At 35.7% G+C, this 16,032-nt stretch carries 8 protein-coding genes; all 8 read right to left on the bottom strand.

What is annotated here, in order from left to right; translation table 11 throughout:
• Positions 1-207: 207 nt before the first annotated feature.
• Positions 208-1,488 carry a HEPN domain-containing protein gene (locus tag ACQCT5_RS02520; RefSeq protein ID WP_499638677.1) on the bottom strand — a complete coding sequence of 427 codons (1,281 nt, stop codon included), beginning with the start codon at positions 1,486-1,488 and terminating at the stop codon, positions 208-210.
• A complete protein-coding gene (locus ACQCT5_RS02515; protein WP_499638675.1) occupies positions 1,481-2,614 on the bottom strand; it encodes a GmrSD restriction endonuclease domain-containing protein in 1,134 nt (377 codons plus the stop codon). The genes ACQCT5_RS02520 and ACQCT5_RS02515 overlap by 8 nt, the downstream gene beginning before the upstream one ends.
• A gap of 506 nt (positions 2,615-3,120) precedes the next feature.
• Positions 3,121-5,838: a phospholipase D-like domain-containing anti-phage protein gene (locus ACQCT5_RS02510; RefSeq protein ID WP_499638673.1), complete on the bottom strand. Its 2,718-nt coding sequence runs from the start codon at positions 5,836-5,838 to the stop codon at positions 3,121-3,123.
• A gap of 3 nt (positions 5,839-5,841) precedes the next feature.
• Positions 5,842-8,676: an anti-phage-associated DUF1156 domain-containing protein gene (locus ACQCT5_RS02505; protein ID WP_499638671.1), complete on the bottom strand. Its 2,835-nt coding sequence runs from the start codon at positions 8,674-8,676 to the stop codon at positions 5,842-5,844.
• Positions 8,676-9,272, bottom strand: a complete 597-nt coding sequence (locus tag ACQCT5_RS02500) for an anti-phage-associated DUF3780 domain-containing protein (RefSeq protein WP_499638669.1) — start codon at positions 9,270-9,272, stop codon at positions 8,676-8,678. The genes ACQCT5_RS02505 and ACQCT5_RS02500 overlap by 1 nt, the downstream gene beginning before the upstream one ends.
• Positions 9,269-12,337 carry an anti-phage-associated DUF499 domain-containing protein gene (locus ACQCT5_RS02495; RefSeq protein WP_499638667.1) on the bottom strand — a complete coding sequence of 1,023 codons (3,069 nt, stop codon included), beginning with the start codon at positions 12,335-12,337 and terminating at the stop codon, positions 9,269-9,271. The genes ACQCT5_RS02500 and ACQCT5_RS02495 overlap by 4 nt, the downstream gene beginning before the upstream one ends.
• Before the next feature lie 428 nt (positions 12,338-12,765).
• Positions 12,766-14,988 (bottom strand): DEAD/DEAH box helicase, encoded by a 2,223-nt coding sequence (locus ACQCT5_RS02490; protein ID WP_499638665.1) that lies wholly within the window; start codon positions 14,986-14,988, stop codon positions 12,766-12,768.
• Positions 14,985-15,848 (bottom strand): HamA C-terminal domain-containing protein, encoded by an 864-nt coding sequence (locus ACQCT5_RS02485; RefSeq protein WP_499638663.1) that lies wholly within the window; start codon positions 15,846-15,848, stop codon positions 14,985-14,987. Before ACQCT5_RS02485 ends, ACQCT5_RS02490 begins: the two co-directional genes overlap by 4 nt.
• Positions 15,849-16,032 lie beyond the last annotated feature (184 nt).

The raw sequence follows: 16,032 nt of genomic DNA, 5'->3' as shown, positions 1-16,032 counted from the left end.
ACTTTTATTATAGCAAAAGAACTATAATTTTTTACATAAAGTTACAAAAAGATGCCTCTATAGCTACTTAGAGGCATCACTTTACTTTTTCTTATTTATATAATAAGTAATAAAAAATTCCTAGTTCCAACAGTCCACTTATTCAAAGTGTATTTGCAATATGGGGTGTTGGTGAAATTAAAAGTAATAATCATATAAAAAACTCAATCAATTCGCTGTTTGAGGGCTTGTTTCCACCAAAAGATGGACAATTGCTTTTCTTACTTTTCCTCTTAAATCAGTCCGATCTTTTAATTCTTCTAGATTTGGAAGAACATCTCCTTGATATTTCTGTTTAGAGAGTTCAATCACTCTATCAAAAATCTTCAATTCCTTTAAATTCCTATAATTTATTTTAGTAACATCATCTTCGTCGCATAGAAGTATTACAAGTTTACCAAGGTCTAAATCTTTTTGATTCCAAGTTTCAAGAATGTTCAATAGTTCTTCATAATGATAAGTTGTTATTATTCCTAAAATCGCCATTGCTTGCTCACGAGAATATTCCATCAGTGTATCTGGCTCACTCAAGTTTTCTATGAAAAACTCAGATAACAACTCACCTATTATATTTAATTCTTCACTTTTTAAAATATCATTAGATAATTGTTGTAGGGTTTTTAATGAATTAAACAATAAAGCTTTAAAATTCATTGGTATTTCTTTACTAAGTATTTCAATTAATAAGTTTAACCTTTCAGTGGAAACAATTAACGGCAATGAATTTGTTATAAATTTTATTATATCAACCCATAATTCTTTGTTTAGAGCAAATTCTTCATTCTCTAAACATAGACATAAAGCATTTGTAAGGTTAGATAGACTACTAAAAGAATGTGTATATTTAGACAAAACCCTTATTAGAGTGTTATGTTCTGATTCGCTTAATAAGATCCCTCTTAAACTTTCAACAGAGTTTGCTTTTTGCTCAATTTTATTTATTAATACTTGGTCATCGTTTTTTACTACTGAATCAAGAATGTCAATTATCTTTGAAGCCTTAGTAAAATATAATAACACACCATCAAAACTAACAGTTGTGTTCTTTCCATGAGCAAAAGAATTTCTAGCTTCGTTTAAAGATTCTAATGAAGTAAGTAAGGCAGAATCTCTACTTTTCTCTATATTGACACTATTCTTAAATTGTTCATTCCAACTATTATCTATCTTTTTCAACAATGTACATATATTGCTATAACTTGGATTTTTCGAACTTTCTCTTATCTCTTTTTCAACGAAGGTCTTTACTTTTTCACTAGCATTAAAATCAAATGCATCGGCAATAATTGTTTTAAAAGCAGTTTCAATAGACCCACTTATCCTAATTACACAATACTTTACTAAATAAGGATTTTTACTGTTAAATTTATCTCTATTTATAAAGTTGTTGATTATATCAAGTTCATCCTTACAATCCTTAAGGATTTGTTTAGCTTCTATATTATACATAAGATACTCCATATAAGTATTCGGAAGCTAAATTAATTCTTCCGTTTATATGTTCAATCCTTGTTGTCCTTTCACTTATATATTTCTTAAAGTCTTCATCTTTTAAAAGTCTTAGACGTCGCTCCAATAATTTGCCTGAATTAAGTTCTTTGATGGCTCCTTTTTCAAATGCATTGGCAGTAGCTATTGCAATCGCATCAAAAATAGTTGGATGGAATCTAGGAACAAACTCTTCACCTTTTGAATTAAGATTATGAAATGCGTTTTCTCCAAATATGTCAAAAATTAAATTAATAGTATTACTAAACAAAATCCTACATTCTTCAATGTTTTCTAATGAATTATGCTCCACCTTACCCATATAAAGGTTTAATGCTTTCTTTAATGAAATCTGTGCCGTATCATCATTTTTAACATCATCAGACTTTAATGTAAAAAATCTTAAAATTAATTCAATATCTTTCATTCTTGGTTCAAATTCCAAACTACCATATAAATTTCTCCAATTTGGAAATTTATTTAAATCTATTAGCAATTGGTTTACATTATTATGATAAACACAGTTTCTAATTTCTTGCGGCATTAAAGTTCTTCCACCTGTATTTATTCTTTCAAAGACCTGATACAAACTCGTGTCAGAATTGTATGGATGTTTTTGCTCGAAAATAATTGCGTGTATTGTTGTACTTCTAATTCTCTTTTTTTCTTCCCTAGTTAATTGACTAAAAGATTTACCTCTCCATCTTTCATTTATTTTTGATGAATTTGACAATTTAAAGATAGAGTTATCCCTCTGGAAGACCCCTTTTACAAAGTCAAATACGGTCATAATTCTTTGATATCCATCAACAATTAGTTTATCCTCTCCAACTTTTGCTAAGAAGATACTTGGTACAGGTAAACCCATTAAAAGTGTTTCTATAAACCTACTAGCTTCAGCTTTATCCCATACATAATTCCGTTGCATTTCAGGTTTAATTAGTTCATCTTCCTCATACATTGTTATAAGTTCTCTAAAAGATAAATCTGCTCCCCACGAATTTATATTGAATAAATCATCATCGGAGTAATCATCCTCCCGCTCACTTTCGATAATCTCTACATTAGGCTCTTTAATCTCTAACAAAACAATCCCTCCATAATAGTAATCACTTATACTAAATTATAACAAAACTTAGTAGAAATTGTTATTTTATTCAAAAAATCACCCTTTATCGTTAATCAATTCTGTCTTTAAAATATCAAACTTGTTTCATTATTAGTCAAACAAAAAATAAGGTTTCCTCAAATTTTTACAAAAAGATATATTATATACTTTTGAAATTTAAAAGAATTATTCAAATTATAACTAATAAACAACAAAAGCTAATTAAACTAAGTACATAATTATGGAATTGTTACTTATACTATTGAAGATATGAGGGGAGCACATAATATTGATTTCTTAACAGTGGAGAAGTAAAAAGATTAAAATCGGCAGATCTTGGAGAATTCCTCCGACATCGATAGAAATATTTGTAATTTAAAAACACAAAAGCTAGACCTCGCTTAACGAAATCTAGGCGAGGTCTTATTAATTCTTCTCATGATGAATGCCTATTAGCATAAGCATCTTTTTAATAATAAATATAATTACCAAGGCTCACTAAGTTTTCTTACAATGTCACTACGAGATAATACAGACGCACATCGTTCCCATAAATGAGCTTCAGGATCTATGGTCCCACGATACTTCACACTAAAAGCATCTTGAGCCTTTTTCCTTTCATGAATGTATTCATTCATTCTTTCTTTAAGCTCTTCTTCATCTTTAATCCAGTCATCATCAATTGTATCTGGCAGGCTTCCGAAAATGTCATAGGTGTCACGCAGGCGTTCTGACAATACGTTGTACACTTTCTCATCTTGAGTTTCACTATAAACAAGATTTAGCATATCAACAAACTTACGAGATTGGCCAAATCGTTTAATTCTACCCAATCGCTGTTCAAGCCGCGACGGGTTCCAAGGAAGGTCAATGTTAATTAAGGTGCCTAAGGTTTGAAGGTTCAACCCTTCGCAAGCTGCATCAGTTGCTACTACTAGCCTAATCTCACGGGTTTTAACAGCAGCCTTGATGACTTCACGTTCAACATTGTTAAACTGCATTTCTCGAAAAAGACCACTTTTTCCAACACCAGCGTATACTGCCACAACTTCACCTTTAATAGATTTAGCCAGTTCTTTAGCGATCCATTCTGCAGTGTCATAATATTGGCTGAAGATAATACAGCCGTGCTCAAGCCAAGTTTTTCCATCAGTTCTAAACTCAGTTAAGAACCACTTCAATGTATTAAGTTTAGAGTCTACCGCTTCAGGTCGTGAAAGCTGTCTCTCTATTTCTTTGAGGCAGTTGACTTCTTCGGGAGTCATTTCAGAAAGTATGTGTTCTACTTCTTCGATTCGGTCCTCATCCTCGTTTGATATAGAGTGCTTTAACATCTTCTGTGCAGTTTTTAACCCAGATGCAAAACTTGAACAAATACGCTGTAGCATTAACGATTTCATAAAGCCGCCAGCTTTGGTTCTAGATTGAAGCAGCTGGCTAAACTCTTCTGCTTTTTCATACGCAACCTGAAAGGGCGTATTGGTTGGAATCCCCAAGCCAACAAAACGAGACTGATACTGGGCAAGGTTTCGGCTTAATGGGTGCGTATTAACCCCTACTTTTTCTAACAGACCATCGTCTTCAAGCTGCTTTCGCTTTCTTAAAACCGTATGTCGTAAGACGGGATTATTTTCTTTGAAAAATTTGAGATCCAGGCATTCAGAAAGCCACATGTTCTTAATCATATAGTCCAAGTCTTCAAACCGATGTCCGCAATAGAAAGACTGGACGTCAATTGACAAATAATCACGAATCTGCTGCATAATATGATGTTCATATGCCGGTGGTAGTGGATTGCTTAACCATTGCCATGCCTCTTGCTCTGAGGTGACTTGACTTTTCCCAGTCACCAAGGGAATTGCTTGCTCATGATCTCGCCAAGGTGATAATGAGTCCCCAAGAACAAACTCTGCACCGCTATTCAGAATTCCTAAGAGGTCCCAAAGTTCTCGGACGTTTGTCTGGATGGGAGTCGCAGTACCCAAAATTATATGTCGAGTTCGCTTTCCAATTTGCTGCATAAATGCAAGAAGATTGTTTGGTTCAGTTGCTTTACTACCAAGTCCTCCTCTTAATCGTGCCTTGTGCGCCTCATCCAGGATGACTGTTCCAAATCGATTTTTAAGGAGCATTCCTGCTTCTTTGATAAATTCAGTTCTATCTCGCTGGTGCATAATCAAACCTGTTGAAATTATGGCAATTTTGTAAGGGCATTTCTTTATAGAAGATGCGTCTCCACGAGGTGATAAAATCTGACCTTCTACACCAATCCACACCTTTTTTTGAGAAGACCAAACAGCCGTGGGAATCCCAAGCTTATCCATCATCTCAATTTGCCATTGAATTGTTAACGTGGACGGAGCAAGGATGAGAACCGGGCCATCATCAAGAAGAGAGCTTACTAGAGCACTTGTCGCCATTGAGAGTGTTTTACCTACTCCAACCTCGTCGGCCAGAAGTAAGCGAGCTTTTCCATAGATTTCTCGGTGCTCCAAAAACATAGTTACAAACGAGCGTTGCCATGGCTGCAATTGTTCTCCACCTCGATATATTGGAGATTCTGCCATTGCTGCAGCGGGGACCTCTTCAGGTTTTAATACTTCTACAGTGACTTCCCTACGATTTGCCACACGACTAATCTCTGATAAAATGGCTTCGGGCAGAGGAACACCATCATTCCACAATGCCCAGAACTCTTCCTCTACCCAGTCAGCGCTTTCCTCATCATCATCCTGCCATATAAGTTCATAGTTGTGAGAAAAGGCACTTTTTGATTCGTTTACAGATCCTATGAACGACTTACGGCTGCCATTAGTATAGTGTATCGATCCAGCCTTACCATGAAGAAAGAGACGTTCTCTAGGCACAACGCGAATTTCCACATTACCTGACTGCAATAACTGATCGAGGAGCTGATATCGCTCCTTTTTTAGGAGAGCCTCTGCTTCTACATCCACTTCATTCCAGCGTTCTTTAAGGGCTGAGTTCCTACCTGTAGCCACATGAAAATCGGCCAAATCCAGTTCTGAATTACAGATAATCTTTACTTCCGGAATTTGAGCGATTTCCTCGCCAACCAACTCGAATATAGAACTTCTGAAATAGCCTGCAATACGAAAATACTTTGATGCACCTTTCAGAGTTTTAGCCAAAAACTCAGTATCCAATCTTTCTGTTCGAGAAGAAAAACGCTTTAAGGTCATATCTTATAACCTCTGATTCCTTATAGATTCGGCCAATACGCGAGCGCAACTTGCTTCCAAATCGGGGTTATATATTTTAGTGCCTTTAATACCTTCCCTTTTTTCTGCTAGGTAGTCTGCCATTTTGGCCAATAGCGTTTTGTTAGGGAGATAGTTAGGACAGTTTTCCATTAGGTGCAACAGCACATCATCCACTTCTACCTCTTTAGAAAGTTCAAAGAGAGCATATAGTAAGGCTCTCAAGGGAGTTTGAGCAATTTCAGCATTTCCGGACATTAATGAGCTTTTAAACTCCGTCGCTAGCTTCAATCTTGCAGAATTAGCTTTTGAATTATCACTCATCAATTGATCAAAGTTGTGCACCTTAAAGGCTTTGGCAAAGTTCTGGTAATTATCTAGTGTTTTGGCACCCTGATGCTCCATCTCAACCATTTTAAGATAAAAGCGCTCCACAGACTGCAGTTTCTGCCATTCTCCTTTTTCGAACCCCACCGGTACAAGGAACTGGACGGCGGTTTGGACTGCAAATTCTATCAATTCGTCAACAAAAGTCTTTTGGCCTTTCTGGCGAGGTGCTTCCGCCTCTGTCACCATGTCCTTGCCGTCAATACGGGAATAGGCTGTCAGGACTTTCAGAGCAGCGGCATAGCCAGCCATCTGCAAGTCAACATCCGTGTAAAGCCCTTCTGAACCCTGAGCCCTCACCTTTTTATCTAGTCCCATCAAAGACTCTACCTGCTCTTTGACTGCATCCTCAATCTCCCAACCAAGATCATCACGGAAAGTTTCCAAATCTTTATGGCGCTTCCGGAGAATTAAAATAATGGTACCCTTAACATTAGCTCCTTGACGCAAAGCAGAATCAGTTTCCGTTACCACATACCAAGCCGCGGTAACTTGCAAGCCGCTCGCCCAAATGATGTTTGCCATATCTGCCCAGATGGCACCACTTTGATGGGTAAACATTAACACCTGAATGCCATTATCCGGCATTTTTTCGGCCATCTTACGATAGGCTCCTACCATGCCTTTACGGAAACCTTCATCTTCACCTTTAATTGCTAACGAACGACGACTGTCCCAGGTCCAATGGGCAAATTCCTTAGGTGGGTTGTTTTGCAGCCAGGTTATAAAGAACTCCGTAATTTCTTCATATTTAACTGCATCGCCGTATGGAGGATCTGTCACATAGATGTCATTATCTACTTCGAGGTCTTGGGCAGGATGGGAGTTCACAATAGTATTTGAATAAATAGGGTTTGAAGGGTAATCGTTATTAAGGAAAATAATTGATGATTCTGTAGCTCTGCACCCATAGTCAAATAAAGTATTTAAAGCTTGATTGTAAAAAACATCTTTTACACTGCCTCCTCCACCGATTTGAGACCTATCCCAACGTGAAAGTTTTGCATTTCTATTTAATGTTTGAAAAACAGCAAGCGCTGTATTGCTTGTAGCATGTTTCATGCACATAGCACCCCAAAGCAACTGCCTTGGATTAAATAAATGATGCCAGTGGGTCCAGCCACGTTCTCGAATTGGCTGATTAGTATTATATCCCTTTTCAATAACCATATCTGGTATATAGCCTTTTTCCTGCCACTCTTTCAAATGTTCACGTACATAACTAATAACCTTTTGTTCGCGCTTCAAATCATCATCGGTGACTGAGCGAAACTCATAGTCGTACTGAGAGCCAATTGGTTTTTGTTTCATCCACTGGATGCAATAAAGTCGTTCTTGAAAAATATCATCTGGACGAGGTACAAAATCAGACTTTTCCCACAATCGAAGGCGATTTCTATTAATTTTCCCCTCCTTGTAATCTCCTCTAATAGTACTTATTCTAAACCTTACTTGATTAACTCCATCAGGAGAATGAATAACTTCTCCTTTTGCATAAGTGCCCTCTGTGAAGGAAATTAAATTCTCATCCTGTTTTATGTCACGAACTTCAATTTTATATTTCATCTCATTTGGTAGAGGTATTAAATCAACTACTATTTTCCAATCTTTACTGATAAACCTGTTGGGGAGAATAGGCACAATCCAACCAGTTTCTGGACATTTTACTTCAGTACAATAGAGGAAAAATTTAGCCTTCCACCCATTCTCATTAGTTTCTACTTCCAGAGTGTCAATTTCTTCCCTAACCAGGTTTGCTAATTTTTCTTGATCCTGTTTTAATTTTATCCGCTTTTCATCATTTGCGCCAATGATATTGAAACCACCCCATGTAAGCATACAGGCAATAGGATTAAGATCAGATGCATAGACATCACAACCTAAGCGAGCCGCTTCGTAAGGAATTTGACCAGAACCAGAGAATACATCAGCTAGTTTTGGACGTCTTCCGAAACGAGCTACCCCCATTTGTTCAATGAGGTCAGGAAAGGAAGTTGCTGAAGTTCCAAGGTGTTTATTCACTTGATCCCAAATATGTAGGAAAAGGGGTTCTCCAATCTCTTCAGGACGTTTTGCTCTCTTAACCTGCTCATTATATGGAAGAACCAAAAATTCACCGATAGCATGTCTTTTTGATGCAGGAAATTTTGCTTCAAGTCGTTTTTGTATAGACTCGTTATCCATCCCCATCAAAAGCTCAAAGATTTCGAGATCTTTAAGGCGATCATCAGTAGCTGGAAGTAATGCTCCTAAAATACATGCCTTGTTAAGAATGAGCGGTTTTCGTCCTTTCCAGTAACTACCTAGAGAGGTGAGAGCTTTACCTGTATTAGCCATCTGCTCTTTGTAACTCTCAGCGGATATTTTCTGCACCGGAAAGAGATATTCAATCAGTGCTGGTTTTTCTCTCCATTCAAATGACTTTAATGCCATCAGATATCCCCCTTTTCGATTAAATCAAAATCAAAAAGAGACGGTTCCTCTTTTTGTTCAAGTTTATCTTTTTTTGTCTTAGTGTTTATTTTAGGTCCTAGCTTAATACTAGCACCATCCGACATTGCGCAATAAAGTGCCTTTCGCCAACCTCGTTCAGACTGATTGTTATGCCCAGCCTCCGCTGCAGTTTTACTATAAAGCCACCAACGCTCCTCAGGCCGCAATGCCAGCCACTTTTGACTTATTACCTGGCATTCTTCAGGGGAGGCATGCTCCGCTGCCCAGCCCAGGACGCATAGTTCTCTACCCAAAAATCGGTCCAGCTTTACTTTTCCGGTTATCCAACTACCAGTGCTTTGCTTTTTCTTTTTCAAACGGTCATTAAAATCTCGTCTGGCGTCATCTCTGATTTTGGTCCAAAGCTCACGAGCCAGAATTAGTCTACATTCAACCGTTTCCCGACGAGCTTCATCGCCGTCAAAGCCGAAATCTTCATAAATACTGATAGCGTCCCGTGGAGATGCTGGAATCTCCACGTAAAAATGATGCATACCGAATTTAGTTGGCGCTCCAAAATCTGTAGTTCTACTCATTTTTGTTCTACCTCTCCATTGCCTATTTCAATACCGAGTTGCTTGGAAAATTGCTCTAAATCATAACCGGTAGGCGTATAGGCTTTTTTAAATGTCATAATAACAGGTGCATCCGAATTAAGGAGAGTTTGAAGATTTTTTAACTCCATTTCAATAAATTCAGCACCGATTTTAATTTCACCAAGGGAAAGATTAATTGCCTTTGGTGCAGAACCCACCATTAACATAACTTGCTCAAATTCAATGTTTTTCTCCTTAGCGATTTTTAACCCTTCATAAGTTTTAGTGGAGCTATCCAATCGTTTCGGTGACTGGCTGACTAGAATAGCTGGCGCTTCTTTAATTATTGGAACTTCCGTGGAGCCTGACTTAGCAAAGGTAAATTTTCTTTTTTCCTCAATACCATCAGACTCGGCAAAGACATAAATAGTCGTTTCTTCATATCCCAATTGAATTGGACCTGTATAGTCTATTCCGTTTCGGGCTTCTGAGCCGTCCAAGGTATACTTAATAGAACCTCTTGGTGCTACAAACAACTGTACTGTTCGGGAAGATTCGTTAAATCTATTTCGTAATGTCAAACGATTTTTCCATGTTTTAGGTGCTCCAGTCAAATTTTTCCCAGTAGGATCAACGGCAAGAAACTGAACACGAAGCGCTTTAGTTACTAGTGTATTTTCATTCATTATCGGGCTACTTTCTGAAACTTCACCGTCTTCTGCATAATAGATTCGTGGACTGTTACCTGCATTCACTACATCAATTTTCAACCGCACTGTACCTGAATCATCAGGAGAAGTATCTTCACTAAAAATGACTTCGGTTGTTTTAGGTTTAGGCGTTTTCGTGATGTATCCATTCCCCAGATCTTCCCATAGACCCCGCTGGTACGCTTCAATAGCGAGCAGATCAAATCCACGGTTTGGAAGCCATGGCATCTGAGTCTTCTGCTTCATTTTGTCCATCAAGTCTGTTTTTCTTACCTCATCCTGAGAACCGAAAAGCAACGATTCTGCTCTCGCTCGAAGAGCATCAAAATTTTCAGTAACCTGGGTATATAATTTAATAGGATCAGAAGTTAGCGTTTTAACAACCTGCCGTTCACCATTATAAGATTCATTTGATGGATACGTACTGTCAAGTGCTTTCGGTCGAAGCACATCTTCTCCTCGATTGTTTCCTGGGAAGAGCAGTTTGTCGAAGACAGAAAGAACTGTCGTTTGGAAATCCTGTTCATATTGAGCTTTCTTTTCATCTAGTTCCTTTCGCTGTGGGTGTGAATCCAAAATCTCATTATCTGCTTTTATTACTGCATAGACATGGCGAGCGGCCTTTTCAATACTGGCAATAGAAGACTTGTCGCCAGTCAAAACCAATATATTATTTTTATTAACCATTTCCTTGAAAAATTTATCAACAACACCCGGTGGAGTCTTCCCATCTGGACTGATAACCAAAAGTGCTCGTCCAGTTTTAAGAACAGCCTTTGCTTCGTCCATTTCAGGCAGAGGTAACACTTTTTCATACGCTTCTTTGGTTACTGGTTTATACATTTCTTCAATTCGATGACGTATTAGTTCATCAACCTTGTTTTGAGGAGCTTTATCAGCATACCCTTGAAGTTTTTTGGTCAAATTTTCCTGACGACTAAAATAGTTACGTCCTTCCTGGGTCTGATGTAAATACCAAGCGGACTTTTGAAGTTCACTGAATGCAGTCCTATAATCATTTCCTTGGCGAATAGGGTCAATCAAGCATTCAAACATTTCACTTTCAGTAAGCCCTCTTACAGAATTGACAGCAGTTGAAAGGCTGGCTGTTAACAAAAGAGTTCCAACCTGTCTTGCGTAATCATTCCCTCTGTCGATGTCAATAACCTGCGCATGAGCGCTGTAAGTGGAATCCCAGAGGTCTCTTGCAATTACATCTCGCATCTCAGAGATTTCGGTCAATTTTTCACGAACTTCGTGAAGGGAAAGATCAAAGTGCTGAGCACCAATCAAGTACACATCTTCTTTGCTTTCCCATACAGATTTCAAAAGACGTGAAACTAATTCCATTAAACCACGTGTTTGTTTAAACTTTTCGTTATTCTTAAACAGGGCAATAATACTCTTGAAACTTGGGTGGAATGGATAGGTTGATTCAATATCATTAGCCAAAGCCTCTGCGCTTCTTTCAACCGTTTTTGCCCTCGCTGCTTCTGCAAGCCTTGACGCATAGACTGAGGCAACTTGTGCTATTTCGTTTTTATCTGGCAAAGAAAGAAAGAGACGTTTGCGGAGAATTTCATAGATTTCATTAGATTCTAGATTTACCGGAGTAATAGAAACTTCCGCACGTCCTAGCTCCTGTGTAGCATCATCAAGAGCACGTTGAATTAATTTTCCCCCAGTATCGTAAGCAGCCTCTAAGTCAGATACTACAATACACACATTTTTCTTTTTTTGAGCTGCAGTAAGCATGTTTGAAAATGCTCTGGTAACCACGTCGGCAATTGTTCCATGACCTAACACCTGAGTGCTATAATAATGGAAATATGGTGGTATCTCATCCAAGAGAATAAGAATAGGCTCTTCGCCATCGAAGAGGTTCACCCATGACTGTTCGTCCGGAGCCTTAGCACCCGACTCCCAATATTCTCTAAAGAAACTTTCTTTTCCTAACTGACGAGCAATTTCTCCCCAGAAATAAGTATGAGGGTTATTACGTCCATTAAAAGCGGCTATCTTTGCATTATTAAAGTCAGATTGATATGGCATGTAACCTATTTGAGCCTCTCGCAGTGCCGAATCTTTTGCCAGTAGTCCAAATCCAACCATCAAGTGAGTTTTACCTCCACCCATAGCTTGTTTAAGATGGAATACGGTATCGTTTGACTTTCCGGCGAGACGTGCCATACCTTTAGAAAGAAGAGTCTTCATTCCATCTGTTATAAAAGTTTTCTTAAAGTATTCCTGCCCATCGGTTTCATGAATAATTTGATCTAGTTGTTCAATCTGATCACCAACATTTATATCAAGTGCTTTAGGTTGTAATTGACATGCCAATTTAATTGTTTTCATTCTATGTTCATCCCCTTTTTATACTTAGCCAGTATGTAGATATTTATATTTTCACTTTTATATTTATATAGTATATTTTATCGCTTTGTTGGAGTATTGCATAGCCGTTACTCGTCTATTAGTTGGATTTTCACTGGAAAAATTCTCATTCGTAATTAATCTATGCTTTTCATAGTAATATAAAAAAAAGTAACTCACACCACTGATAAGCTAGTAGCATTTTAGTTACCTTTTCAAAAAAATATAACAGATTTTGAAACTGTTGATTTTGAATAAATAGAGTATTATTTACTAAATTAATCAAAACCAGTATTAAAAGTATTTCGGTTTTTTCACGTAAATAACAAACAAATCATTCAATATTTTCTAATTTTATTTAAATATAGGAATTAATAGGTCTGATGCCAAATTTTCTACTTTCCAATTATTTAAACGTACTTACTTAAAATAGCTTTTTCATAATCAGATAAGTTACCTGTGAGGTTGGGGTTCAAAATTAACTTTGCTTTTATCTTATCAATGTTATCACAATCTTCAAGCCCACTTGATATTTTTTTTATAATTCCAACTGGGACCCCCGCTTCTTTTAATGCGATTTCGTGTTTTTCTGTTGAACCGAACTCTAATTTTGTAATTAAAGCCTTTAAACTAATTGCATCTTTAGTGTTATGGTTTTCAAAATAAACATGATTAAATAATACTTCAAAAGCCGAGAAATACTTAGGCAACGCAAACTCAAAGTATCTACTAATTAATGAAAAAGCTAGTCGTACTTTTGTATCTGTTTTTTCTCCGTTTTGTGTTTTTATTATCTCTTTAATAGATGGGTTATTGTATACATAAAAATTTGTTAACCTCTTTAAATTCCCTATCGAGAAACTCCTATTATTTCTATCAGATTCGTTAAACAAATGTGAGTAACATAAATCCATTATAGTATTTAACTGTTCTTTTTTAGGATAATGTGATGAAAATAACAAGTTGTCTAAATAACTTGTATTATTACGTAAAAAATTGATTAATGAATACTGAAAATGTATGGGTATAAATTTATTTTTCCGAATTAATTCTAATGGAATTTTCCAACTATCTAAATTTCTTTCCGTCTCATTTCTTTTATCCAAATTCCCTTTACTCAAATCAGTCTTATCAACTTGTATAATTTCTTCAGCTGAAAGATTCTCATTATCATAATAACTAAACTCAATTGTTCCCTTCTCTTCTTCTTTGGATATTGGTTCTAATGCAATAACCCTTCCAATGAAATGTGAAAGGAATCTTCCTGCTCTTCCCTTTATATTTTTCACATCGAATCCTGACAACATATTAGTACCCTTACTATTAGAGTATATTACAATATTTTTAGCTGAGGTATTAACCCCTTCAGTAAGAGTAGATGTACAAACAAGAATGTCAATAATACCATTATTAAAGGCGTCAACTATTTCAGATTGTATGTATTTGGGTATTGCACTATGGTGAAATGCAATACCTTTTCTAAGACAATTAACAAGGGACCAATCTTCATCAATAGTTGTCTTTATGTAGTCAATGAGATCACTTTTTTTATTTACAACATCTCGCTTCTCAGCTAGCTTTCTTGCTCTCGTTTCAACCGTATCTTTTCTCCCCAAATATACAAGAGTTTGACCATCAATTTTATTTGTTATATTAATTAGGTTTCTATCATTATCTTTTAACTTCTTAAATTTATTTTTAGATATTACATATTCGCTTTGATATTCCAAATTAGATATATCAATTGTGTCTTTCTGAACAATCTCTGCAGAATACCTATTAAATTTAGCATTTGTCCTCTCAAGAAACTTATTGCTAAATTTTTGAAAGTATGGACCTATTAGATAAAAATCAATTGCCATTTTTGATAGTCGATAAAGACAATGAGTAAATACATGTTTTCTTTCTTCATCGTCTTGAATTTTATAAATTTCATCCATTGTAAAAAAATCAACCTTGAGTTTTGGATGTTGGTCTAACAATAAGTCCATTTTTTCCGGTGTTAGTATAAAAATGTTTCCATTTTCATTAAATTCTTGAGTCAATGTATTAATTAATCTATACCTATCTCGAATTGCTGGAATTTTTCTGAAGTTCAAATAAGTTTCATTTAATAATGCTATGGTAGGTAAAACAATTGCAATATTATTATATGAGTTATGAATTATTATTTCAGAAACTATTCTTGATTTCCCAAATGATGTTGGAGCACTTACTACCAATCTTCTATTTTTCTGAAAATCTTTAAATAACCGCATTTGGTCACGTGTTAATATTGTACCAGTTTTTAGTGTATAAAATGATTCACTAAAGTTATCTATCAAACTGTGTTCGATATTTTCTTTATATTTGGTATCTATCTTCTTATACATTTCATGATATAAAAAGACCCTTGATTCAATAATGCAATCAAACAATAATTGATGAATAAAGGCATCTTGCGGTTTTGCCTCAGCAACATGGCAAATGATTGATAAGCCTAGATTATATACTTCATCTTTATTAGAAGAAAATAAATAATAAGCCGTTTCAAGTAAGAACTTATACTCATTATTAGAAAGTGGATCATTTTCTTTTAATTTTTTTAGTAACTCTTTACTCATTTCTACCCTTTCTCCATTAATGAAAGTCATCGCATTGCCGCCTCCAGTTTTTCAATTTCCGACTTTATATTACTGACAGATTCAAAGGGTAGTATAATAAATAGAACTTCAATATTAGGTTTCAAGGTAAGCACATGGGTATCAATATTTTGATATTTGGAAATAAAATCTTTACCCATCTCATTAACGAACTTTGCATCTTCTATATTCGTATGGTTAGGGATTAATTTACAATCGTATGTCAATAAAACAGGTATCCTAATTTTAATTTTATCTAAGGTAACCCCGCCATTAAGTACATTATTAATTTTTTCATACCCCTGAAAGGTCTCATTAATTTCAATGTTAGATGCAAGAATACTGATTTCATCTTTTAGATAATCAATATTACAATGCTCATTCACTGACTTTATTGCATCTGTAATTGCACCACTAAATTGTTTGTGGAATTTTGCTTCACCTAACCACAAAATCACTTCATCATTTTCTATAGAAAAGTGTGCACAATCAAAACCTTTGATCTGGTCCTTCATCGAACTTCTTAGTCTAACTTTAGTAACAAACTTTTCCGCTGGAAAGAAAATACTGAGAATTATAAACAATAATAGTTCCCCATAATCACCTTTAGAATTTTTGTGAGCTTTTGAAATCCGTTCCCAAGCTTTTCTTTGCATCTCACCAAAGTCATCATCTTCTTTATATTTCTGAATTTCTCTTTTTGTTAAAGCAAAATGTACTACAGTATCTCTTATTATGCGCACCAATTCAGACTGCCTGTACTTTCCATCCTCATAATTTAATGTCATTCCTGTTTTTTCTGTTTTTAAATGTGGATGACTGACCTCAAATTTATAAATTAAATTCTTTGCTCTCATAGTTAATTGCTTCATTAAAATATCCTCCAACAATAAAGTAGTAGGTAAATACAATTGGTTCAATATACTTATTCGACATAATCCACTAATAACCTCCACAATTTTCCACAAAAAGTATAATCTTGCCTTGTGTAAAATAACCTATATAATCAATTGTCATTGAAAAAGAAAAAAAGTAATTAAGGAATTAATTTAATTC

The organism is Sutcliffiella halmapala (genome assembly GCF_050107295.1).
GTDB classification, from domain to species: Bacteria; Bacillota; Bacilli; order Bacillales; family Bacillaceae_I; genus Sutcliffiella_A; species Sutcliffiella_A halmapala_A.
This window is presented reverse-complemented; position numbering and strand designations above follow the sequence as displayed.